The 21,981-nt window shown below is 69.3% G+C and carries 22 protein-coding genes and 3 tRNA genes; 20 read left to right on the forward strand and 5 right to left on the reverse strand.

The window, feature by feature from the left end; genetic code table 11:
• Positions 1-3 precede the first annotated feature (3 nt).
• The 4 genes from gltX (at position 4) to PQI66_RS01200 (ending at position 2,714) form a co-directional block, all read left to right on the forward strand.
• Entirely contained in the window at positions 4-1,494 is a 1,491-nt protein-coding gene (gltX, locus tag PQI66_RS01185) for a glutamate--tRNA ligase (protein WP_339995351.1), read from the forward strand.
• A 121-nt stretch (positions 1,495-1,615) separates the two neighbouring features.
• A tRNA-Gln gene (locus PQI66_RS01190) sits at positions 1,616-1,687 on the forward strand.
• Between the two features lie 36 nt (positions 1,688-1,723).
• Positions 1,724-1,796, forward strand: a tRNA-Glu gene (locus tag PQI66_RS01195).
• A gap of 105 nt (positions 1,797-1,901) precedes the next feature.
• On the forward strand, positions 1,902-2,714 hold the full coding sequence (locus PQI66_RS01200) for a histidine phosphatase family protein (RefSeq protein ID WP_339995977.1): 813 nt from the start codon (positions 1,902-1,904) through the stop codon (positions 2,712-2,714).
• Between the two features lie 12 nt (positions 2,715-2,726).
• Here PQI66_RS01200 and PQI66_RS01205 read toward each other — a convergent pair whose 3' ends face one another.
• Positions 2,727-3,749: a winged helix DNA-binding domain-containing protein gene (locus PQI66_RS01205; RefSeq protein WP_339995352.1), complete on the reverse strand. Its 1,023-nt coding sequence runs from the start codon at positions 3,747-3,749 to the stop codon at positions 2,727-2,729.
• A gap of 142 nt (positions 3,750-3,891) precedes the next feature.
• On the opposite strand from PQI66_RS01205, the gene PQI66_RS01210 reads away from it, so the two are divergent.
• A tRNA-Glu gene (locus tag PQI66_RS01210) sits at positions 3,892-3,967 on the forward strand.
• Between the two features lie 99 nt (positions 3,968-4,066).
• On the opposite strand, the gene PQI66_RS01215 is transcribed toward PQI66_RS01210, so the two are convergent.
• Together PQI66_RS01215 and PQI66_RS01220 are read right to left on the reverse strand one after the other, a co-directional pair.
• The gene (locus tag PQI66_RS01215; protein ID WP_339995353.1) at positions 4,067-4,450 is read right to left on the reverse strand and encodes a VOC family protein; all 384 of its coding nucleotides are present in this window, start codon (positions 4,448-4,450) and stop codon (positions 4,067-4,069) included.
• Positions 4,451-4,477: 27 nt separating this feature from the next.
• The gene (locus tag PQI66_RS01220) at positions 4,478-5,233 is read right to left on the reverse strand and encodes an IclR family transcriptional regulator (protein WP_339995354.1); all 756 of its coding nucleotides are present in this window, start codon (positions 5,231-5,233) and stop codon (positions 4,478-4,480) included.
• 98 nt (positions 5,234-5,331) lie between these two features.
• On the opposite strand from PQI66_RS01220, the gene leuC reads away from it, so the two are divergent.
• The 3 genes from leuC (at position 5,332) to PQI66_RS01235 (ending at position 8,404) form a co-directional block, all read left to right on the forward strand.
• Positions 5,332-6,822 carry a 3-isopropylmalate dehydratase large subunit gene (gene leuC, locus PQI66_RS01225; RefSeq protein ID WP_339995356.1) on the forward strand — a complete coding sequence of 497 codons (1,491 nt, stop codon included), beginning with the start codon at positions 5,332-5,334 and terminating at the stop codon, positions 6,820-6,822.
• 5 nt (positions 6,823-6,827) lie between these two features.
• Positions 6,828-7,415: a 3-isopropylmalate dehydratase small subunit gene (gene leuD / locus PQI66_RS01230; RefSeq protein WP_339995358.1), complete on the forward strand. Its 588-nt coding sequence runs from the start codon at positions 6,828-6,830 to the stop codon at positions 7,413-7,415.
• Between the two features lie 98 nt (positions 7,416-7,513).
• Positions 7,514-8,404, forward strand: coding sequence for a VOC family protein (locus PQI66_RS01235; RefSeq protein WP_339995360.1), 891 nt, complete (start codon positions 7,514-7,516; stop codon positions 8,402-8,404).
• A gap of 3 nt (positions 8,405-8,407) precedes the next feature.
• On the opposite strand, the gene PQI66_RS01240 is transcribed toward PQI66_RS01235, so the two are convergent.
• Positions 8,408-9,490, reverse strand: a complete 1,083-nt coding sequence (locus PQI66_RS01240; RefSeq protein WP_339995361.1) for an NUDIX hydrolase — start codon at positions 9,488-9,490, stop codon at positions 8,408-8,410.
• 174 nt (positions 9,491-9,664) lie between these two features.
• Here PQI66_RS01240 and PQI66_RS01245 point away from each other — a divergent pair, with 174 nt between their 5' ends.
• Both PQI66_RS01245 and PQI66_RS01250 read left to right on the forward strand, forming a co-directional pair.
• Entirely contained in the window at positions 9,665-10,702 is a 1,038-nt protein-coding gene (locus tag PQI66_RS01245; RefSeq protein WP_339995362.1) for an NAD(P)H-dependent glycerol-3-phosphate dehydrogenase, read from the forward strand.
• Positions 10,703-10,738: 36 nt separating this feature from the next.
• Positions 10,739-11,851, forward strand: a complete 1,113-nt coding sequence (locus PQI66_RS01250; protein WP_339995364.1) for a D-alanine--D-alanine ligase family protein — start codon at positions 10,739-10,741, stop codon at positions 11,849-11,851.
• A gap of 52 nt (positions 11,852-11,903) precedes the next feature.
• Here the strand turns inward: PQI66_RS01250 and PQI66_RS01255 are convergent, their stop codons facing one another.
• Positions 11,904-12,872 carry a DUF3515 domain-containing protein gene (locus tag PQI66_RS01255; RefSeq protein ID WP_339995366.1) on the reverse strand — a complete coding sequence of 323 codons (969 nt, stop codon included), beginning with the start codon at positions 12,870-12,872 and terminating at the stop codon, positions 11,904-11,906.
• A gap of 99 nt (positions 12,873-12,971) precedes the next feature.
• Between PQI66_RS01255 and PQI66_RS01260 the strand changes: the two genes are divergently transcribed.
• From PQI66_RS01260 to rnc, 10 genes are all read left to right on the forward strand, one after another.
• Entirely contained in the window at positions 12,972-13,988 is a 1,017-nt protein-coding gene (locus PQI66_RS01260) for a thiamine-phosphate kinase (protein ID WP_339995367.1), read from the forward strand.
• Positions 13,981-14,709, forward strand: a complete 729-nt coding sequence (locus tag PQI66_RS01265) for a uracil-DNA glycosylase (protein WP_339995368.1) — start codon at positions 13,981-13,983, stop codon at positions 14,707-14,709. Before PQI66_RS01260 ends, PQI66_RS01265 begins: the two co-directional genes overlap by 8 nt.
• A complete protein-coding gene (locus PQI66_RS01270) occupies positions 14,703-16,214 on the forward strand; it encodes a DAK2 domain-containing protein (protein WP_339995370.1) in 1,512 nt (503 codons plus the stop codon). The genes PQI66_RS01265 and PQI66_RS01270 overlap by 7 nt, the downstream gene beginning before the upstream one ends.
• Positions 16,215-18,482, forward strand: a complete 2,268-nt coding sequence (locus tag PQI66_RS01275; protein WP_339995372.1) for an ATP-dependent DNA helicase RecG — start codon at positions 16,215-16,217, stop codon at positions 18,480-18,482. It begins immediately after the preceding gene.
• Positions 18,483-18,504: 22 nt separating this feature from the next.
• Entirely contained in the window at positions 18,505-18,717 is a 213-nt protein-coding gene (locus PQI66_RS01280) for a biotin/lipoyl-containing protein (protein ID WP_339995374.1), read from the forward strand.
• Positions 18,718-18,723: 6 nt separating this feature from the next.
• Entirely contained in the window at positions 18,724-19,305 is a 582-nt protein-coding gene (locus PQI66_RS01285) for an RsmD family RNA methyltransferase (RefSeq protein ID WP_339995376.1), read from the forward strand.
• A gap of 10 nt (positions 19,306-19,315) precedes the next feature.
• On the forward strand, positions 19,316-19,804 hold the full coding sequence (coaD, locus tag PQI66_RS01290; RefSeq protein WP_339995377.1) for a pantetheine-phosphate adenylyltransferase: 489 nt from the start codon (positions 19,316-19,318) through the stop codon (positions 19,802-19,804).
• Positions 19,805-19,885: 81 nt separating this feature from the next.
• A complete protein-coding gene (locus PQI66_RS01295) occupies positions 19,886-20,668 on the forward strand; it encodes an ATP synthase F0 subunit B (RefSeq protein ID WP_339995379.1) in 783 nt (260 codons plus the stop codon).
• Positions 20,669-20,705: 37 nt separating this feature from the next.
• On the forward strand, positions 20,706-21,248 hold the full coding sequence (locus PQI66_RS01300; RefSeq protein WP_339995381.1) for a YceD family protein: 543 nt from the start codon (positions 20,706-20,708) through the stop codon (positions 21,246-21,248).
• Positions 21,248-21,979: a ribonuclease III gene (gene rnc / locus PQI66_RS01305; protein WP_339995383.1), complete on the forward strand. Its 732-nt coding sequence runs from the start codon at positions 21,248-21,250 to the stop codon at positions 21,977-21,979. The genes PQI66_RS01300 and rnc overlap by 1 nt, the downstream gene beginning before the upstream one ends.
• Positions 21,980-21,981 lie beyond the last annotated feature (2 nt).

Here is a 21,981-nt window from a genome sequence, read left to right on the forward strand (position 1 = left end):
ACCATGAGTGAAGTACGCGTACGTTTCTGCCCCTCGCCGACCGGGACCCCGCACGTCGGCATGGTCCGCACCGCACTGTTCAACTGGGCCTACGCCCGGCACACCGGCGGCAAGCTGGTGTTCCGCATCGAGGACACCGACGCCGCCCGCGACTCCGAGGAGTCCTACGAGGCCATCGTCGACTCCCTGACCTGGCTCGGCCTGGACTGGGACGAGGGCGTGGGGGAGGTCGGCGGTCCGCACGGGCCGTACCGTCAGTCCCAGCGCATGGAGATCTATGCCGAGGTCCTGGAGAAGCTCAAGGCCTCCGGCGACGTCTACCCGGCCTACTCCACGGCCGAGGAAGTCGAGGAGCGCCACCGCGCGGCAGGCCGGGACCCCAAACTCGGCTACGACAACTTCGACCGTGACCTCACCGCCGAGCAGATCGCCGCCTTCGACGAGGACGGCCGCTCGCCGGTGTGGCGTCTGCGCATGCCGGAGAAGACCTGGACCTGGGCCGACCTGGTCCGCGGCGACATGGCCGTCGACGGCACGACCGTGCCGGACTTCGTCGTCGCCCGGTCCAACGGGCAGCCGCTCTACACCCTGGTCAACCCGGTGGACGATGCGCTGATGAGGATCACCCACGTGCTGCGCGGCGAGGACCTGCTGCCGTCGACCCCGCGCCAGCTGGCGCTCTACGAGGCACTGGTGCGTATCGGCGTCGCGGAGGCGACCCCGACCTTCGGCCACCTGCCGTTCGTCATGGGGGAGGGCAACAAGAAGCTCTCCAAGCGTGACCCGGAGTCCAACCTGTTCAACCACCGGGACAACGGCATCATCCCGGAGGGCATGCTGAACTACCTCTCCCTGCTGGGGTGGTCCCTGTCGGCGGACGAGGACGTCTTCGGCGTCGACCAGCTCGTCGCGAACTTCGACGTCGCCGACGTCAAGCCCAACCCGGCCCGTTTTGACCAGAAGAAGCTGGAGGCGCTCAACGCCGACCATATCCGGCTGCTGGACCTGGAGGACTTCACCGGTCGGCTACGCAGCTACCTGGAGGAGTACAAGGGCTTCCCGGTGGACTACCCGGCCGACAAGTTCGCCTTCGCCGCGGACCTGGTGCAGACCCGCATCAAGACCCTCGGTGACGCCGACGGTCTGCTGCGCTTCCTGGTGACCGCGGACGAGAACCTCGAACTTGATGCGAAGTCGGCGAAGAAGAACCTCAAGGAGGACGCCGTGGAGGTCCTCGACGCTGCCATCGAGGAGGTCGAGGCCATCGACGGTGACGCGTTCGTCACCGCGACCATCGAGGCGGCACTGTCCTCGCGTCTGATCGAGACCATGGAACTCAAGCCGCGTAAGGCCTACGGGGCGCTGCGGGTGGCCGTCTCCGGGGCAGCGGTGTCCCCGCCGCTGTTCGAGTCGATGGAGCTGCTGGGCAAGGACTCCACGCTGGCCCGTCTGCGTGCTGCCCGGGCGGTCACGCCCTGGGCTGCCGCCGAATAGGTCGGCCACTGGAGCAGGAATGCTGCTCTGACCTCGCAGTTTGCGACTCGGAGCGCGTCCTGGTTATAGTATCCACCGTTGCAAGGCAGCGCGGGGAACACGCGGTGCGCAGAGCAACGAATGGCCTATGGTGTAATTGGCAACACAGCGGTTTCTGGTACCGTCGTTCTAGGTTCGAGTCCTGGTAGGCCAGCGGAAACGCTGGATATGATGTGCAGTCTGTTTTCACGCCCCGTTCGTCTAGCGGCCTAGGACGCTGGCCTCTCACGCCGGTAACACGGGTTCAAATCCCGTACGGGGTACAAGGTATGTGAATGAAAGGCCCGGTCTTCGGACCGGGCTTTTCTGCGTCCGGACCCCGCGGTCAAGCGTTCCCGGGGGAAAGGTCTAGGGTGGGTAGGGTGACCATGCCGAAGAACCTGATTCTCGTCCGCCACGGCCAGAGCGAGGCCAATGTGATCCAGCGCGCGGACAAGGCCGGTGACCAGGCCCTGTTCAGCGAGGAGACGATGCTGGTGGCGGACCGGTCCTGGCGTCTCACGGATGCCGGCGTGGCCCAGGCGCGTGCGGCCGGCAGGTGGATCACCGAGAATGTCGACGACCTCAACCGCTGCATCACCTCGCCGTACGTCCGCACCCGCGAGACGGCCGCGAACCTCGGTCTGGACGGCGCACTGTGGGAGGAGAACCGGGTGGTCCGGGAACGCTCCTGGGGTGAGATCTCGCCGTTGCCCCGCAAGGTCTTCGAGGAGCAGTACGCCCACAACGCCCTGCTGCGCCGGAAGGACCCGTTGTACTGGGCGCCGCCGGCGGGGGAGTCGATCGCCAACGTCGCGGAGAACCGGGTACGCAACATGCTCAGTACCCTGCACCGGGAGAGCAGCGAAGACAATGTCCTGGTGGTCACCCACGGCGACTTCATGTGGTCGACCCGCCTGGTGCTGGAGCGGTGGAGCGACGAGGAGTTCCTGCGCTACGACAAGAACCCGGAGATGACGATCTTCAACTGCACCGTCCTGCACTACACGCGGGTCAGTCCGGAGACCGGGGACACCGCTCCGTGGATGCGGTGGGTCAGGGCGGCGCACCCGTTCTGCGACAGGACCACCGGACGCTGGCGTATGGTCGAGCAGCCGTGGCAACGGTTCGACCGCGACTACCTCAGCAACGAGGACCTGCTGGCAGTGGCGGAGGAGCAGGCGCGCCTGCTGTCGGAGTAGCCGTTTCCGGGGTCAGGAACGACCGGTCACGGTGCCGTCCTCGACGTGACAGGCGTGGACGAGCCCGTTCTTCGTGGGGCCGACCTCGGCGGCGACCCCCGGGGTCATGATGTCTGAACGGTCGGTGTAGCCCATCAGGTACTCGTCGAAGGCGGGGAGGTCCCTGGGGGTGCGCAGGGCGTCTACGAGCTCGGCGGCGGTGACGTCGCGCTGCCAGTCAGCGAGGTACACCGTGCGGCCGTCCTCGGTGGACGTCTCCGTCACTGAGGAAGTCTCCAGGGCGAGTCCGGTGGCACGTCGGCAGTCACGCACGGTCAGTCCCGACCACCAGGCCAGGTCCTTGACTGTGGCGGGACCGCGCGAGCGGTAGTAGCGTACGGCGAGTTCGCGGAGGGCGTCGTCGCCGGAGAGGTCGCGGGGACGCGGCACGACCTCGTCGTGCAGGACGAAGGTGTCCTCCGCGCGGGCGCCGTCGGTGGAGCGGAGGCCCTGGACCAGTACCCCCTCCCCGCCGAAGTGGCGCAGCATGTGCGGGCCCCGGCCGCCGTCGGGGTCGACACCGGCCGCAGCGAAGATCCGGTACGCCTCGCTGCGGCTGACCGGTGTGCCCGCCTGCCGTACGGCGGAGTACAGGGCCTCGCGGCATGTGTCGACGTCGTCGTCGGTGAGGCCCAGCTGCCCCCGGCGTTTCGCTGAGGCGGCCTGCACCCGCGGGGCGCAGAGCAGCGTGACCCACCGGACCTCCTCGGCGGCGAGGAAGTGGTGGGTCCCCCGTTGCGACCAGCTCCGCACCACCCCGGACTCGGCCAGGTCGGCCTCCGTCGTCTCCGGGAGCCCGGCCCGGAGTGCCAGTGCGGCCACTCCTGCGGTGAGGTTCTGCGCCTGGGTCGCCAGCATGTGTCCGGCGACCGCGTGGAGGGGGCCTCCGGACGCCGGTGGGGGAAGGGTGGGGACGGACGTCGAGGGTGCGAGTCGTTGCGCGATGAGGCGCAGGCCCCGGACCTCGGCGGTGGTGAGTAGTGGCGGCGTGGTCATGCCACTGATCCTAGCCGGCCCGCTGGCGGGGCGTCCGTGCACGTCAAAGAGGTGATTAGGCAGGGGCCCACGGTGTCCTATATAGTTCTCCCCGTTGCACAGCGCGGCCACGGTGCCCTGCTGGTCAACGATGAAAGTCCTTGCCCCGTTCGTCTAGCGGCCTAGGACGCTGGCCTCTCACGCCGGTAACACGGGTTCAAATCCCGTACGGGGTACCATTCCGCTCGTACATGTACGAGCGACCAAGAGATCGTCTCTTTCAGCAGCCAGGTCTTCGGACCTGGCTGCTGTCGTTGTTGCGGTCGCCGACAGTCGTCTCAGGGCTGTCGGGGATGCTCGGCGACGCAGAACGGGTTCCCTTCAGGGTCGCGCATCGTCGTCCACTGCACGTGCGGGTGCTCGTCGTCCACCGACCAGAGTTCCTCTGCGCCGAGTCTCACGAGTCGGTCGACAACCTCGCGGCGGGTTCCGAAAGGAACAGTGAGGTCCGGGTGTGCCCGGCCGGAATCGTCGGGCGTCAGAGAAGCGTCGGCCCGGTGGAAGAACATCCCGAACCCCTCGGGTCCGGCAGGCGCGAGGTAGACGTCGTCGCCGTTCCGGTGCATTTCGCCGCCCAGGGCGCGGGCCCAGAAACTCGCGAGGGATGCCGGGTCTGTTGACAGGTAGTTGATCGCGCCGAGTGTGATGGAGTTTTCGCTCATGCGTTCTAGCTTACCCTCCGGCTGCCGTCAGCGCAGGTAGCGCTCCAGCTCGGCGGCGCTGTGCTGCAGGGCTTCGCGGTGGCGCGCCGCAGGGGAGGGGCCCATGCGCTCGGCGGGTCCGGAGATCGACAGGGCGGCGATCACGTCCGAGGCGTCGCGCACCGGTACCGACACGCTGGCCAGGGCAGCGTCACGTTCCCCCACGGACTCGGCGATCTGGCCGGCGCGGACGAGTTCCAGATCCTCGGCGGTGTAGTTCGCCGTGGTCAGGATGTCGTCCTGGAAGACCTTGGGGGAGTAGGCGACGAGAACCTTCGCCGCCGAGCCCGCGGCGAGGGTCAGCCGGTTGCCCACTGGTACCGTGTCCCGGAGTCCCTGCAGGGGCTCCGCCGTGGCGATGCAGACCCGCTCGCGTCCGGAGAGCTTGTAGATCTGCACCGCCTCGCCGGTGCGCTCCACCAGGTCCGGCAGCACGTGCTCGGCGGCCTCGTCGAGCCGGGTGGAGGACTTCGGTGCCAACTCCGCCAGGGCCGGGCCGGCGGTCCACTGCCCGTCCTCCAGGCGCGTCACCATGCGGTGCTTCTCCAGCGCCACGGCAATCCGGTGCGCCGTGGCCCGCGGCAGGCCCGTGGTCTCGCACAGCTCGGAGAGGCTGTGCGGCCGCCGCGCGACGATGCCCAGGATGAGCAGTGCGCGGTCGAGGACCTGGATGCCGCTGGTGGTCGTGGACGCCACAGGAGCGGAGGTCGGAGAGGGCGTCTCGGTGTAGGTGGGGTTTCCCATGATCTGATACTATACATTCCAACCAGTGGAACTTCCAGGTTGCCACGCAGTGACGGGCGTGGCGGCACCGGAGACTCCTGAAGACTGAGGAGAGAACTGTGAATGCTGTGACCCGGCAGACGCACCCCGACGACACGACTCGCGAGCACCCCCCGCGCACCCTCGCCCAGAAGGTGTGGGACGCCCACGTCGTGACACGCGGGGAGAACGGCGGGCGCGACCTGCTCTACATCGACCTCCACCTGATCCACGAGGTCACCAGCCCCCAGGCGTTCGACGGGCTGCGGCAGAACAACCGGCCGCTGCGCCGTCCCGACCTGACCCTGGGCACCGAGGACCACAACGTCCCCACCCTCGGGGTGCACTCCGGCAACCTGCTGGAGATCGAGGACAAGGTCTCCCGTCTACAGGTCGAGACCCTGCGCAGGAACTGCGAGGAGTACGGCGTCGTCCTGCACTCCATGGGTGACGGCGACCAGGGCATCGTGCACACCGTGGGGCCCCAGCTCGGCGCAAGTCAGCCGGGGATGACCATCGTCTGCGGTGACTCCCACACCTCCACCCACGGGGCCTTCGGCTCCATCGGGATGGGCATCGGCACCAGCGAAGTCGAGCACGTCCTGGCGACCCAGACGCTTCCGCTCGCCCCGTTCAAGACGATGGCGATCGAGGTCTCCGGTGAACTGCAGCCCGGGGTCACGGCCAAGGACCTGATCCTGGCGATCATCGCCAAGATCGGGACCGGCGGGGCCCAGGGGCACATCATCGAGTACCGGGGCGAGGCCATCCGGAAGCTGTCGATGGAAGGGCGCCTGACGATCTGCAACATGAGCATCGAGGCGGGTGCACGGGCCGGCATGATCGCCCCGGACGACGTCACCTTCGACTACCTCAAGGGGCGCCGCTACGCGCCGACCGGTCAGGACTGGGATGACGCGGTCGAGTACTGGCGTTCGCTGGAGACCGACGAGGGTGCGGTCTACGACACCGTCGTCGAGATCGACGGCTCGGCACTGACCCCCTTCGTCACCTGGGGCACCAACCCGGGCCAGGGGCTGCCGCTCGACGGCGCTGTCCCGTACCTGGAGGACATCACCGACGAGACCGCCCGGGTCTCGGCGGAGTCCGCGCTGGAATACATGGGGCTGGAACAGGGAACCCCCCTGCGCGAGATCGGCATCGACACCGTCTTCCTCGGCTCCTGCACCAACAGTCGCATCGAGGACCTGCGCGCCGCGGCCGACGTCCTGCGCGGACGGAGTGTCGCCGACACCGTGCACATGATGGTCGTGCCGTCCTCGACCTCGGTGAAGACCCAGGCCGAGTCGGAGGGGCTCGACAGGGTCTTCCTCGACGCCGGTGCGGAATGGCGGACCGCGGGGTGTTCGATGTGTCTGGGCATGAACCCTGACCAGCTCGCCCCCGGTGAACGCGCCGCCTCCACCTCCAACCGGAACTTCGAGGGACGCCAGGGCAAGGGGGGACGCACCCACCTGGTCTCCCCGCCGGTCGCAGCGGCCACCGCGGTACTGGGACACCTGGCCGGCCCGGCCGACCTGCCTGCCTCCGACGTCGAGAAGGGAGCCTGAGCACCATGGAGAAGTTCAGCACACACACCGGTGTCGCCTGCCCGCTGCGGCGGTCGAACGTCGACACCGACCAGATCGTGCCCGCCGAGTACCTCAAACTGGTCACCAAGACCGGTTACGAGTCCGGCCTGTTCAAGTCCTGGCGACGTGACCCCGAGTTCGTGCTCAACCAGGAACCGTTCGTCGGTTCCACGGTGCTGGTCGCAGGTCCCGACTTCGGCACCGGCTCGTCCCGCGAGCACGCGGTCTGGGCGCTGCTCGACTACGGTTTCCGTGTGGTGTTCTCCCTGCGTTTCGGGGACATCTTCCGGGGCAACACCGCCAAGAACGGCCTGCTGGCGGCGACGATGACCCAGGAGGACATCGAGCTGATCTGGAAACTCATCGAACAGCAGCCCGGCGTGGAGATGACCGTGGACCTCGAGGCACGCACCGCCACCCTCGGCGAGTACGTCTTCGCCTTCGAGGTCGACGACGACACCCGGTGGCGGCTGCTCAACGGCCTCGACGACATCGGCATCACCCTTCAGGACGAGTCGGCGATCTCGGACTACGAGTCGACCAGGCCGTCCTTCACGCCGGTCATCCGGTAACGGGGCCGGGGCTGGGCGAGCTCCGCCACCTCGGCCACCTCCGTCAGCTCCACCGCTCGGGTTATATCGGCAACAAAAGTGACGTAGGCTCAGGGGGTATGGACCGTCACCAGCACATCATTCCCCGCCTCCGACTGCAGACCGGAGACCACGGCGTGGTCGGTGCCGCCCGCTTCTACACCGATGTCTTCCGCCCCTTCGAGGAGGCCGGCCTGGAACTCGGCGCGGCCGGGGTGGTGGGGACCGATGACGGGGTGGAACTGGTCGTCGCGGGCCTGCGCCTCCGGCTCACCGACGCCGTAGACGACTCGGGCGGGGCAGCGATCACACCGGCGACGAATGTCCTGGTGAACATCGACCCGGTGTTCTTCGGGTGGTCCGTCGACGACAGCGGGGGCGGGGGCGAGGACGACCGCCGCGCTGCCTCGTCCCGCGCCCGGGCGGTCCTGGACACGGTGTGGGACGGACTTGTCGCCGACGGGGCGACCGTGCTGATGCCGCTGGGGGAGTACCCGTTCAGCGCCCGGTACGGCTGGGTGCAGGACCAGTTCGGTATGAGCTGGCAACTCATGCTCACCGATCCCGCCGGCGCACCCCGTCCGGCGCTGATCCCGTCCTTCCTGTTCTGTGGTGCGGCCCAGAACCGGGCGGGCGAGGCGGTGGAGACCTGGACGCGGGTCTTCGCGGAGGTGTTCGACGGCGACGAGGACGGGCACTCCGGCCCGGGGGCGCTGGTCACCTACCGGCAGGACACCGGACCTGCGGTCGCCGGATCGGTGATGTTCAGCGACACCCGCCTGGCAGGTGTCTGGGTGTCGGCGATGGATTCGGGTGCGGAGCAACCCTTCACCTTCACCGACGCCGTGACCTTCCAGGTCTCCTGCGGGACTCCCGTGCAGGCGGAGATGCTGCGACGGGGACTCGGCCTCGACAGCACGGGTGTGGACCGCTTCGGGGTGAGGTGGGACCCGGTGCCGGTGACCGACTGAGCGTCAGCGCACCGGCAGCGGTGACGCCAGGTAGTCGGCCCCCAGCAGCGTGTCGTCCGCGCCGAAGTGCAGCACCCACACACTGGACTTCTTGGTGCGCAGGTCCTCGATCTCGAAGCCGGCGTCCTCCGCCAGTCCGGAGACGACGGCCGGGATGATCTCGCCCTGGGCGCAGACCACGCTCACCGGGGCGGAGCTGGCCTGCACCAACGCCTCCATCACGGTGCGGGCGGAGTGCTGCAGGGCGGCGTCGCCGAGGTTGGCGTTGGTCTCGATGTCCAGGCCGAGCCGGGCCGCGGTGGGCTCGACCGTGGCGCGGCACCGTTCAGGGGCGGCGGTGAAGACCGACTTCGGGCGGTAGCCCTCCAGCACGCCAGGCAATTCCGCGGCCTGCCGGTACCCCTTCTTCGTCAACGGACGCAGGTCGTCGTCCTCCTTCCAGGTCTCCCGCGCCATCGCCTTGGCGTGGCGGACGTAGAGCACCCGTCGCGTGCACCCCAGGTCGAGGACCTCTTCGGCGGCGGTGATCACGTCACGGTCGGCATCATGGCTGACCATGGCCTTGGCGGCGGACGGGGGCAGCCACCGGAGCTCATCGACCTCGTTGTTCTCCCGGAACTCGCCGTCGGTCACCTCCGCTGTCCAGTAGTAGACGACCTTGGTCTTGCTGCCGAGCGGGTAGTGGATGTAGCCGAGCAGCCACCCCAGCGTCGGGGAGTAGCCGGTCTCCTCCGCGATCTCCCGGGTCGCGGTGGTGATCACATTCTCGCCGGGGTCGACCTTGCCCTTGGGCAGCGACCAGTCGTCGTAGTGGGGACGGTGGATGACGGCGATCTCGATCCCGTCACCGTCGGGGCCTCCGGCGGTCTCCGGGGTGCCGGGCCCCTGGGGGCTGGCACGGCGCCACAGCACCGCGCCGGCGGCGAAGACGGGCCGTTCGAACTCGTCGGCCGGGGTGCTCCCGATCCGTGCGACGTGGCCGACCGGTTTCACCGTCTCCTCGGCAGTCGCCTGGGAAGCGCCGGCCTCGAGATTTCTCGATGCCAGGGAGGTGGACAGGTCTCCGGTGCCGGTGTGGCTGATCAAGGGTGACGCCTTCCCGAGCGCACCGGTCCGGTCGAGCCGTCACCACGGACCGGGTGCGTCATGGTTCAATGTTGGGGAGCAGAGATGCCGGAACGTTTTTCCGCACACCAGCGTAGCGGTGACGGGCGTGGAGGACGTAGTCGGCACCGACGATTTTTGAGGAGCACATAAGAGATGGTTCGCGTTGCGGTGATGGGGTCGGGCTCCTGGGGGACGACGGTCGCCAAGGTCTGCGCGGATACCGAGGCAGGTGCCCGCTCGGCGCCGACCGGTTCGGCAGCCAGTCCGGCGGTGACACTGTGGGCACGGCGGGAGGAGATCGCCGCCGAGATCAACGACAGCCACACCAACTCCACCTACCTGCCGGACATCGTCCTGCCGGACTCGCTCACGGCCACCACCGACCCCGCCGCGGCGCTCGACGGCGTCGACGTCGTCTTCCTCGGAGTGCCGTCGCAGTCACTGCGGGCGAACCTGGAGCAGTGGCGTGACCTCATCCCCGCCGACGCCACGCTGGTCAGCCTCGCCAAGGGCATCGAGCACTCCACGGGCCGGCGGATGAGCGAGGTCATCACCGAGGTGGCGGGGGTCGACCCCGGGCGGGTCGCCGTGCTCTCCGGCCCCAACCTGGCGGTGGAGGTCGCCCGGCAGCAGCCGGCGGCCAGCGTGGTGGCCTGCACCGACGACGGTCGAGCCCGGATGGTGCAGTCAGCGCTGGCCACCGACTACTTCCGGCCGTACACCAACGACGACGTCATCGGGTGCGAGGTCGGGGGGACGTGCAAGAACGTCATCGCCCTGGCCTGTGGCATGGTCGCGGGGATGGGGATGGGCCACAACACGATCGCCACGGTGATCACCCGTGGTCTGACCGAGATCACCCGGCTGACGGTGGCGCTCGGCGGGCAGGAACGCTCGATGGCGGGACTGGCGGGGATGGGGGACCTGGTGGCCACCTGTAACTCTCCCCTGTCGCGGAACCGCACGTTCGGCGAGCGTCTCGGCAAGGGGGAAACCCTGGAGCAGGCCAGCGGGGCGACGAAAGGGCAGGTCGCCGAGGGCGTGATCTCGAGCATGTCCGTCGCCGAACTCGCCGAGGCCCACGGGGTGGAGATGCCGATCACCCGCGAAGTGGTGCGGGCCTGCCACCACGGCGGGGACGTGCCGTCCGCGATCCGGGCGCTGATGGGGCGCACCAAGAAAGCCGAGTAACCCGGGACCCGGTGGCGACCGCTACACTTGGTCCCCGTGAATCCCCCCGTGAATCCTCCTGTGAATACCCCCGCGAACAGCGCAGCACCCGCCCGAACCACGGTGGCGGTCCTCTACGGTGGTCAGAACACCGAACACAGCGTGTCCTGCATCTCCGCCGGAGCGGTCATGGCCCACCTCGACCCTGACCGTTACGAGATCGTGCCGGTGGGCATCACCCGCGACGGAGTCTGGGTCAAGGGCACCACCGACGTCGGGCAACTGCAGGCCCACGGCCGTGAACTGCCGGAGGTCGGCCGTGGTCGCGCCGTCACCTTCGACCTCGGCGGTCGACGCGGCGGTCAGCTGCGCTTCGGTGACGGATCGCTCTACGCCGAGGTCGACGTCGTCTTCCCCGTCCTGCACGGCGTCAACGGCGAGGACGGCACGGTCCAGGGCCTGCTGGAACTGGCCCACGTCCCCTACGTCGGCAACGGTGTCTTCGCCTCCGCCACCTGCATGGACAAGCAGTACACCAAGGCCGTCGCCCGTCACGCCGGCATCCCGGTCGGAGACGAGGTCATCGTCACCGAACGCCGGCTCCTCACCGACGGGGAGAAGGAGGCCCTGGGCCTGCCCGTCTTCGTCAAGCCGGCACGGGGCGGATCGTCGATCGGGATCTCGAAGGTCAGTGACTGGGAGGACTTCCCGGCAGCGTTGGAGACCGCCCTCGCCGCCGACGACAAGGTCCTGGTCGAATCCATGCTGCAGGGACCCGAGGTCGAGTGCGGCGTGCTGCAGTACCCGGACGGCACCATCCAGGCGTCCTACCCGTCGATGCTCATGGGCACCGGGGACGGACCGGAGGGGTTCTACGGATTCGACACGAAGTACCTCGACGACATCATCACCTACGAGATCCCCGCCCCGCTGCCGGACGAGCAGGTCGCCGAGATCCGGCGTCTCGCCGTGGAGACCTTCCGGGCACTGGGTTGCTCCGGCCTGGCGCGCGTCGACTTCTTCGTGACCCCGGACGGCCCGGTCCTCAACGAGCCGAACACCATGCCCGGGTTCACCCCGATCAGCATGTACCCGAAGATGTTCGCCGCCAGCGGCGTGGACTACGCCGACCTGCTGGACATCCTGATCGCCCAGGCGCTCGCGGCGTAGCCAGCGGCGCGACAGAACCGGGCCGCCCGGGTGGTCAGGGTAGTCACCGCGGTCACTGTTCGGCGGTACGCTCCAGGTTCTCGTCGATCGCCTCGGAAACCGCGGTGAGCACACTGTTGCCGGCGTCCAGCGGCAGCGAGACCGCGACGGTGTCGGCGTAGCCGAGGGAGTACCAGACCCCCGCGGTCGAGCCTTCGGCCAGTGCGGTGTCCTGGAACCAGGGGACCTCGTCGATCTGTGTCAGTTGTGCGCCGGCCTCGTAGCTGTCCGGCAGGTCGACCCCGCACCGCAGGACGACCGGCTCACGGCCGTCAGCGGCCCAGACCAGTGAGCCCTCGGCGGCGTCGGTGTCGAGCCGCCGGTACTCACCCAGGGTGTCGGGGACCGCGTCCTCCAACGCGGTGCAGGTGTCGCTGCCGCTGGCGGACAGCTCCGCCAGAGGCACGTCACCGGGGGACGGGGAGTCGTCGGCGTCACCGTGACGGGCGATGGTCTCCCCGACACCGGCGAGGTCGGAGGCGGTGAGTCGACCGTCGGTGGTCACCGCGACGACGGGGGAGTGCCCCACGGCGTACCAGGTCGTCAGGTCGGACCCGGGGGTGGCGTCGCCGATCTGCAGCCACCGCTCGCCGCCGCTGTCCTCCAGGGAGCTCAGCGAGGTGTACTGGGCGGGGGCACCGACCCCGCACCGCAGGGACAGTTCCGTGCCGCCGCTGTCGCGGTAGCCGGCGGTGCCCTCCGGAGCGGGGTCGGCCACACCGACGTCCCGGAAGTCCCCGACACGGTCGGGCAGATCCGCGGTGATGTCCGCACATACGGTGCCGTCCGCGGCGGGCGCGTCCACCGGCCCCATGGCCACGGGGGTGTAGACGCTGCGGTCCACGATGATCTTCGCTCCGACGAGCACGAAGACGACGAACACCACTGCGATCAACAGGGCCAGGACGGCTCCCCTGCGCCGGGGGGTTTCGTGTCCGGTGGTGCTGCTACCCTGATCGGTGACCTTAGACCGTGAAGACATGCGGATGATTCTACGGTCCCCGGGGCGGAAGTCCTGATCCCCGGGGTATCCGGGACACCGTGTCTGCGTATGGCGGTCTGTGACGATTCGAGGAGACCGATGACGGGACAGGCACCGACGGGGCAGGCACCGGGGACGCTCACGGTGGCGCAGGCGGGTGAGGCGGCGACGATCGCCGCGATCCGTGAGGCGGCGCCCAGCGAGACCAACGGTGACGATGCGGCGGTGCTGGACCCGGCACCGCCGAACTCCCGCCACCTTGCGACGACGGACGTCCTGGTCGAGGGCGTGCACTTCCGTTTCGACTGGTCCAGCCCGTTCGAGGTCGGGGCCAAGGCCGTGACCCAGAACTTCGCCGACATCCAGGCGATGGGCGGACGGCCCACGGCGGTGCTGATGTCGTTGGCGGTGCCGCCGGAGCTGGAGCTGGAGGTGGTCTCCGGGATCGCCCGTGGCGTCGGTGAGTGCGCCGCGCCGTGGGCGGTGGAGCTGGTCGGCGGGGACGTCGTCTCCTCGACCGAGCTCGTTGTCTCGGTGACGGCGGTGGGGGTGCTGGCAGGACCGGACCCGGCGATGACCATCGACGGGGCGGTCGTGGGACAGCAGGTGATCGCCAGTGGGGTGATCGGGCACTCTGCCGCCGGTGAGGCCATCCTGCGGTACTTCGGCTCGCGGGAGGCGGTGCCGGACAACGCCGTCCTGCAGGACCTGGTGCGCAGGCACTGTGCGCCGGAACTCGTGGTGGGCCGCGGGTCGGTGGCGCGCGCCGCCGGGGTCTCCTCGATGACGGACAACTCCGACGGGCTGCTGCAGGACCTGACCACCCTCGCGACCCGGTCCGGGGTCAGTCTGGACCTCGACGGGACGGCGTTGACGCCGGACGCCCAGCTGTACTACGCCGGGGAGGTCCTCGGCGTGGACCCGTGGGAATGGGTGCTCACCGGCGGTGAGGACCACACCCTGATCGGCACGACCGGGCAGCAGGTGCCGGCGGGGTACCGGACACTGGGCACGGTAGGTGCGGCCCCCTCGTCCGCGTCGTCCCCGTCGTCCCCGGCGGTCACCGTGGACGGCCAGCCGCCGATCTACACGGGGGGGTGGGATTCCCTTGGCTGACACTGCCGGTACCGTCACGGGGCGCATTCTCGCGACGATCCACCCGTCCTGGCGCAATGAGCTCGACGCAGGTGCCGTGGAGGCGGCCGCGGAATGGACGGCTGCCCGGATCTTCGACGGCGACCCGGTGCAGCCGGCACCGCAGAACATCTTCCGCGCGCTCGCCCGTCCGGTCACCGACACCCGTGTCCTGATCCTCGGCCAGGACCCGTACCCCACCCCCGGACATGCGGTGGGCCTGTCGTTCGCCTCCACACCGGAGACCCGGCCGCTGCCGAAGTCCCTGGTGAACATCTTCACCGAGTACGAGTCCGATCTCGGCCTGCCGCGGCCGGAGTCGGCGGACCTGTCACCATGGACCGACGCCGGGGTCATGCTGCTCAACCGGGTACTGACCGTGAGCGCGGGCACGGCGAACAGCCACCGCGGTCAGGGGTGGGAGGAGATCACCGGTGCCGTGGTGAGGACACTGGCTGAACGTCCGCTGGTCGCGGTGCTCTGGGGTAAACAGGCGCAGGACATGGCCGACGTCGTCGGGCGCGAGCGGTGCATCCTGTCGCCGCACCCCTCGCCACTGTCGGCGTACCGTGGTTTCTTCGGGTCCCGGCCGTTCACGCGGGCAAACGGGATACTCGAGGCACAGGGTGCAGCCCCGGTCGACTGGGACCTGTCCGGCCAGCGGCGGGCCACCGTCGACGGCGGAAAGGGGCGGTCATGCTGACCGGAGCGCACGTCGCGTCGTGGGCCGAGCAGGCCGCCCTCGGCCTCGCGCGGCACAAGGACGAGATCAACGACCTCAACGTCTTCCCGATCCCGGATTCCGACACCGGCTCGAACATGACCGCCACGATGGAGTCGGCCGTGGAACGGCTGCACCGTGACCACGGCGCGGCAGGTTCCGCCGCGGTCAACGGCACCAGCGTCGCGGATGTCGCGGCGTCCCTGGCCGCGGGTGCGGTCACCGGTGCCCGGGGGAACTCGGGCCTCGTCCTGAGCCAGTTCCTGCGGGCGCTGGCGGATTCCGCTGCCGCCTCCCACCGCGACGACCTGCCCGTCGACGCCCTGCCGGGGATGCTGCACCGGGCGGAGAAGCTCGTGCGCCGGGCGGTGTCCGCCCCGGTGGAGGGCACCATCATCACCGTGCTCCATGCCGCCGCGGACCAGGCGTCGAGCAGCCTGGACGCCGCCGAGGGCACCGTCACCGCCGGGGACATCGTGGGGGCCGCCCGCGACGCCGCGGTGGAGGCCCTCGCCGGCACCACCGGACAACTGCCGGAACTCGCGGCGGCCGGGGTCGTCGACGCCGGGGGGCGCGGCCTGGTGGTGATCCTCGACGCCCTGGTGGACGCGCTCGGTGACGGTGAGCCTGGCCAGGACGACATAGCCGGCAACGCCGCCGGCGACAGGGACACAGAGGAGAGGGCGCAGGCCGGTACCGCCGAGATCGAGGTGATGTTCACCTACCGGGCCGACGACGACCGGCTCGACGCACTCCGCGGGCACCTCAACCGGCGCGGCAACAGCGTGGTCATCGTCCCGGGCGAAGCCCGGGGAACATGGCGGGTGCACGTGCACACCGCCGAAGCCGGCCCCCTGATCGAACTGGCCTACTCCACCGGCGGGGTGAGCGACCTGGTTCTCGAGGTCCTCCCGGTGGTCGACACCCCGGAGGCGCCGCGCCCCACCGCGCCGGTGCTCGCCCTGGCGCCAGAGGGGGGCCTGCGCGAGATGTTCGCCGGGGCCGGTGCGACCGCCGGAGACACCGGAACGATCATCGAGGAGTTCGAACGCCGTGGTTCCGGCTGCATCGTCCTGACCAACGGGCAGGACACCGCGGAACTCTTCGGTCGCCTGTCCTCCTCGAACGGGGAGGCGACGGTGGTCGACACCGAGTCCTTCGTCGGCGGGCTGGCGGCGCTGGCGGTGTACAGTCCCACCGCGGACCTCGACGAGAACGCCGAGGAGATGGCCGACGCCGTGTCTGCCCAGCGGTGGCGGAACACCGACGGCGGCGTCGACGCGCTCTGCGACCTCGTCGACGACCTCCTCGCCGACGGTGGGGAACTCGTCACCGTGCTCTACGACGGGGAGGACCGGGAAACCGGTACCGATCCCGACCCGGTGGCCGAGGCGGTCGACGTGCTGCGGGCACGTCACCCGTCGGTGGAACTGCACTCCTACCGCGTGCCCGGGTTGGGCACCGGGGCACAGGTCGGGGTGGAGTAGATGCTCGGGTGGGACGATCCGCGGCCGTTGAGCCTGGTCATCTCCCCGGAGCGCGCCCGGCGGCTCGCCGGAAAACCCGGGTTGGCGACGCTGGGCGAGGCCCTGATGAACTTCCCGACGGGGTACGTGCACACCAGCGGCACCGGGGCGATGACCGGAGACGGGGCCGACGGGACGCACGGGGACGTGTGGACCGACGCACTGGTCGAGGGCGAACTGTTGACCTGCCTGGGCGAAGTCACCTGGGCCCAGCTGCAGGACAACCGGGCACGGAAGGGACCGCGGGAGATCCTGGCCTTCCGCTTCCGGGTCAACGGGGAGGACTTCTCCTCGGCGCTCTTCGGTGCCGCCCGCAGCCATCAGCCGTTCATCACGGTGGGGGCGAAACTGATGCTCTCCGGCAAGCTCGGGTTGTTCCGCGAGGAGTGGCAGCTGCGTAACCCGAGCTACATCACCCTGCAGCCCGGTCCCGGTCCGGACGGACGGCCCCTTGACGGTGACGCCTACGAGGCCGCGTTCGGGACCTTCGGCCCACTGGAGACGATCGTCGAGGTCGCCGGCGGTATGCGCGCGGCCCAGCAGCTGCTCTCTGTCCCGTGGCTGCCGACCTACCCCCGGCGGACCGGGACCACCGGAGCGGAGGTCCTGGCCGTCACCGGACACGTCCTCGAGGCGATGGGGCGGCCCTCCGACATGCTTCCCGCACCGACGGACGTGACCGGCGCGCCGCCGTGGCCGACGGTCGACGGCCACCCCCTGGTCGACTTCGCCACCGCACTGCACGACATCCACCGTCCGCCGGAGGACGGCCCGCACGACGCCCGCACCAGACTGATCTTCAACGAGGCCCTCGCACTGCAGCTGGTCATGGCACTGCGACGGGCCGACACCACGGCCCGGCAGGGACGCGCGGTCGTCGACATCGAAGACGGGTCACGGTACTCCACCCTGGTCCGGGCGCTGCCCTACGACCTGACCGGGGCCCAGCTGACCGCACTCGACACCATCGGGCAGGCCATGGGCACCGAGACCCCGATGAGCATGCTGCTGCAGGGCGACGTCGGGTCCGGCAAGACCGTCGTCGCGCTGCTGTCGATGCTGCGGGTCGTCGACTCGGGGTCGCAGTGCGCCTTCCTCGCGCCCACCGAGGTCCTCGCGACCCAGCACTACAGGACGCTGACCGGACTGCTGGCGGGGACGGGGGTGACGGTGTCGCTGCTCACCGGGTCCCAGACCGTCTCTGAACGACGCGACACGCTGCTCGACATCATCTCCGGCACCACCGACATCGTCATCGGCACCCACGCGGTGATCCAGGACGCCGTGGAGTTCTACGACCTGGGCATCGTCGTCGTCGACGAGCAGCACCGCTTCGGGGTGCGGCAACGCGACAAACTGCGTGAGGAGTCACCGGTCGACCGCACGCCCCACCTGCTGGTGATGACGGCGACACCGATCCCGCGCACCGTGGCGATGACGATGTTCGGCGACCTGTCGGTCTGCACCCTCGACACCTCGCCGGTCGGACGGGGCGAGGTCCAGTCCCACGTCGTGCCGATGTGGAAGCCCGCCTGGGTCGACCGGTTGTTCGCCGTGATCCGGGAACAGGTCGCCGGCGGGCACCGGGTGTTCATCGTGGTGCCGAGGATCGAGGGGTTCGGCGGGGTCGACAATGTCGCCGAACGGTTGGAGTCCGGCCCGCTCCAGGGCCTGAGGATCGGACGTCTGCACGGGAGGATGGCCGAGAAGTCCGAGGTCATGGAGGACCTCGCGGCAGGGGAGACCGACGTCCTGGTGTCCACCACGGTCATCGAGGTCGGGGTCGACATCCCCGAGGCCACGGTGATGGTCGTCATGGACGCCGAGAACTTCGGCGTCAGCCAACTCCACCAGCTGCGCGGCCGGGTGGGGCGCGGTACGGACGCGTCGTTGTGCTTCCTGACCACCATGATCAACCCCGACGCGGAGGAGACCACCCCGGCCGCCGTGGCGTCCTACCGTCGGCTCGAGGCGGTGGCCGCGACCACCGACGGCTTTGCCCTGGCCGAACTCGACCTGCAGACCCGTACCGAAGGCGACGTGCTCGGTGAGCACCAGTCGGGAGCCCGCGGACGGCGGGCGCGTCTGCTCAACCTGGCCACCGACGGGGAGATCGTCGCTGAAGCCCGCCGGTACGCCGAGGACCTCGTGGCCTACGACGACGCCCTGGCCAGGACCCTGGTCGCGGACTTCACCGAGGGGGACCGGGAGTACATCGAACGGAGCTGACCGGCACGATAGAATCCGGGGTATGGACATTCACGCCCCCTTTGCCGGGATCGTCAGATTCGCCGTCGAGGACGGCCAGACCGTCACCACCGGTGACCGCCTCGCCGTCGTCGAAGCCACCAAGCTCGAGAGTGCGGTGGACGCGCCGGGCCCCGGCGTGGTGCACCGCAGGGCGGTCGACGACTTCGCCCGCGTCGACGGTGGCGACCTGCTGCTGGAACTCGGGGAGGAGTGACCACCGGTGACACGCATCATCTCCGGCACCGCCCGCGGCCGTAAGCTCCGTGTGCCCGCCGACGTCACCCGTCCCACCTCCGACCGTGCCCGGGAGGGGCTGTTCTCCTCGTTGCAGGTCCGCTTCGGCTTCGAGGGCGAGGTCGTGCTCGACCTCTTCGCCGGCTCCGGCGCCCTCGGCCTGGAAGCCGGTTCCCGGGGGGCCGCCGAGGTGACCCTGGTCGACGACAACCACCGGGCCTGCGAGACGATCCGCGCCAACGCCGATGTCGTCGGGCACCCCAACGTGCACGTCGTGGAGGCGAAGGCCTCGAGCTTCCTGGCCACCGCCCCGCACAACCGGTTCACCATGGTGCTCGCCGACCCGCCGTACGAGCTGGCTGACGAGGCCGTCGACGAGATGGTCGCCGCACTCGTGCCGACGCTGATGGACGACGCCGTGGTCGTCGTCGAACGTCACATCGGTTCCGCCGAGGTGACGTGGCCGGACGGGTTCGAGAAGACCACCCAGAAGCTGAAGAAGCGGACCTACGGGATCGCGCGCATGGACATGGCCATCTGGCGGGGGACGGACCGGGCCGACGGGTAGGATCAACTCCATGCGAGTCTGCTGCCCCGGGTCGTTCGACCCCGTCACCAACGGTCACCTCGACATCTTCACGCGCGCCGCGCGCAACTTCGACGAGGTGACCGTCCTGGTCACCTACAACCCGAACAAGTCCGGTCTGTTCTCCGCCGAGGAGAGGATGCGGCTGATCCGTGAGGCGCTCGACGCCAGCGGAGCGCCGGAGGCCTCCAGAATCACGGTGGACACCTGGGACCGGCTGCTGGTGGACTACCTCACCGACAACGGCATCCCGGCGATGGTCAAGGGGCTGCGCAGTTCCCTGGACTACGAGTACGAGCTGCCGATGGCACAGATGAACCAGCGGCTCTCGGGTGTGGAGACCTTCTTCCTGCTGACGAATCCGCAGTACGGCTACGTGTCGTCGACGATCTGCAAGGAGGTCGCCAAGTACGGCGGCGACGTCAACGGTCTGCTGCCGGAGAACGTCGCCGCAGCGGTCGCGGCCAAGTACGGACACTGACCGGGGGCACCGCTCAGGCGCCGACCCCCCGCTGCGTGTCACATCCGTACCGTCCGCCACATTTCTGGCATGCTGGGACGCATGTACAAGACTTTCCAGGGCCTCGATGATCTCCAGAACATGGTTGACCAGGCGTACGGCGTTCCCATGACGTCCAACTGCATGGTCCCGCGCCGCGAGGTCCAGGACCTCCTGGACGAGGTCCGCACCGCCATCCCGGTCGAGATGGACGACGCCCAGGACGTCCTCGACCACCGTGACGGCATCATCGCCAATGCCGAGGACGAAGCGGACACCCTCGTGCGTGACGCCGAGGCACAGCGCGACCGTATTCTCGAGGAGGCGCGTCGCCAGGCAGAGGACATGGTCAGCGACGCCGAGGAACGCGCCCACTCCACCGTCGCCCGGGCGGAGTCCGAGGCCGACCGCCTGGTCTCCGACGCCCGCGCCGAGTACGAGCAGACCACCTCCAGGGCCGAGGCGGAGGCAGAGCGACTGGTCACCGCGGGTAACGAGTCCTACGACCGGTCGGTCAACGAAGGTATCGCCGAGCAGCAGCGCCTCGTCGGCGAGTCGGAGGTCGTCCGCGTCGCCGAGGACGAGGCACGGCGGATCGTCGAGTCGGCACACTCCGACTCCGACCGGCTGCGGCGTGAATGCGACCACTACGTCGACTCCACGCTCGCCCAGTTCGAGGAGTCGCTCACCGGCACGCTGCGTACCGTGTCCCGCGACCGGTCGGCCCTGCGCAAGGGGGCCGGCGTGTCCGGCACCCGGCACGGAGACAACGGGGGACGGGAGGCCGGCCGACGGGAGTCGCGCGGCGAGTACCGTGAGGAGTACCGGGACGGCTACCGGGACTGATTCGCACAACCCCCGGTCTCAAGGGTAGAAACATGGTGTGAGTAACGATCCTTTTCTCCTCGATGTCCGTGAGCCGCTCGTGTCCGTCGGTGTGCCGCACCATGTGACGACCTCCGGGGCAGCACCCGTCCGACTGGGCGGTGAGATGCTCGGCGTCGCAGAGGGGGCGCAGGTGGAGGTCGTCGCCGACATCACCAACCTGGGGGAGTCGTTGCTGGTGGACGCCACCGCCCACGCGCAGGTCAGTGGACAGTGCTCCCGGTGCCTCAGTGAGATCAGCCAGGAGTTCTCGCTGCACGTCAGCGACGTCTTCGGGACGACACCCGATTTCATCTCCGGCGACGACGCCGAGGAGGGCGACGAACCGCACATGGTCGAGGAGGACCGGGTGGACATCACCCAGCTGCTCGTCGACGAAGCCGGCCTCAACCTGCCGTTCAACCCGGTGTGCGAGGATTACGGGCAGACCTGCTCGGACGCCACCCCGGCGCCGGACGGCGTCTCCGGGGAAGAAGAGGTCGTCGACCCCAGGTGGGCGGCGCTGGCCGACAAGTTCCCCGACGCAGGGGAGAACGACTGATGGCACGGAAGCGTCGCCTGACCGGTGAGGCGGCCCTCGACGCCGCCTACACCAGGACCGACCACGCCCCGTTGCTCCAGGCATGGGGTGTCGACCTGCCGGACGACATGCTGCGGCTGGCACTGTCGCACCGTTCCTTCGCCAACGAGAACGGCAACCTGCCCAACAACGAGCGACTCGAGTTCCTCGGGGACGCCGTGCTGGGGCTCAGCGTCGCCGAGCAGCTCTACGTGCAGTTCCCGGAGCGGTCCGAGGCGGACATCTCCAAGATGCGGGCCGGGGTGGTCAACATGTACGCCCTGGCCGACGTGGCCCGCGAACTCGGTATGGGCGACAACATCCTGCTGGGACGCGGTGAGATGCTCACCGGCGGCAGCGACAAGCACTCGATCCTCGCCGACTCGGTGGAGGCGATGCTCGGGGCGATCTACCTCGTCCACGGTTTCGAGACGGCACGCGAGGCCGTGCTGCGCATCTTCGAGAACCGCATCACCACGGCCCCGTCGACGGGACTGACGATGGACTGGAAGACGGTGCTGCTGGAGAAGCTCAGCGACCTGCGGATCGGCGGCGACCCGGTCTACAGTTCCGAGGCGGAGGGTCCGGCGCACGACCAGACCTTCCATGCCACGGTCACCATCGGTGACACCGTCCGGGGTCGGGGGGCCGGCCACACCAAGAAGGAGGCGGAGCACAGTGCCGCCCGCGAGGCCTACAAGGCCCTGAGCTGAGC

This window comes from Corynebacterium sp. USCH3 (genome assembly GCF_037619475.1).
Lineage (GTDB): Bacteria > Actinomycetota > Actinomycetes > Mycobacteriales > Mycobacteriaceae > Corynebacterium.

Coding starts and splice junctions, on each gene's coding strand:
- gltX (WP_339995351.1), top strand. CDS start 4: ATGAGTGAAGTACGCGTACGTTTCTGCCCCTCGCCGACCGGGACCCCG.
- PQI66_RS01200 (WP_339995977.1), top strand. CDS start 1,902: ATGCCGAAGAACCTGATTCTCGTCCGCCACGGCCAGAGCGAGGCCAAT.
- PQI66_RS01205 (WP_339995352.1), bottom strand. CDS start 3,749: ATGACCACGCCGCCACTACTCACCACCGCCGAGGTCCGGGGCCTGCGC.
- PQI66_RS01215 (WP_339995353.1), bottom strand. CDS start 4,450: ATGAGCGAAAACTCCATCACACTCGGCGCGATCAACTACCTGTCAACA.
- PQI66_RS01220 (WP_339995354.1), bottom strand. CDS start 5,233: ATGGGAAACCCCACCTACACCGAGACGCCCTCTCCGACCTCCGCTCCT.
- leuD (WP_339995358.1), top strand. CDS start 6,828: ATGGAGAAGTTCAGCACACACACCGGTGTCGCCTGCCCGCTGCGGCGG.
- PQI66_RS01235 (WP_339995360.1), top strand. CDS start 7,514: ATGGACCGTCACCAGCACATCATTCCCCGCCTCCGACTGCAGACCGGA.
- PQI66_RS01245 (WP_339995362.1), top strand. CDS start 9,665: ATGGTTCGCGTTGCGGTGATGGGGTCGGGCTCCTGGGGGACGACGGTC.
- PQI66_RS01255 (WP_339995366.1), bottom strand. CDS start 12,872: ATGTCTTCACGGTCTAAGGTCACCGATCAGGGTAGCAGCACCACCGGA.
- PQI66_RS01260 (WP_339995367.1), top strand. CDS start 12,972: ATGACGGGACAGGCACCGACGGGGCAGGCACCGGGGACGCTCACGGTG.
- PQI66_RS01270 (WP_339995370.1), top strand. CDS start 14,703: ATGCTGACCGGAGCGCACGTCGCGTCGTGGGCCGAGCAGGCCGCCCTC.
- PQI66_RS01275 (WP_339995372.1), top strand. CDS start 16,215: ATGCTCGGGTGGGACGATCCGCGGCCGTTGAGCCTGGTCATCTCCCCG.
- PQI66_RS01280 (WP_339995374.1), top strand. CDS start 18,505: ATGGACATTCACGCCCCCTTTGCCGGGATCGTCAGATTCGCCGTCGAG.
- coaD (WP_339995377.1), top strand. CDS start 19,316: ATGCGAGTCTGCTGCCCCGGGTCGTTCGACCCCGTCACCAACGGTCAC.
- PQI66_RS01295 (WP_339995379.1), top strand. CDS start 19,886: ATGTACAAGACTTTCCAGGGCCTCGATGATCTCCAGAACATGGTTGAC.
- rnc (WP_339995383.1), top strand. CDS start 21,248: ATGGCACGGAAGCGTCGCCTGACCGGTGAGGCGGCCCTCGACGCCGCC.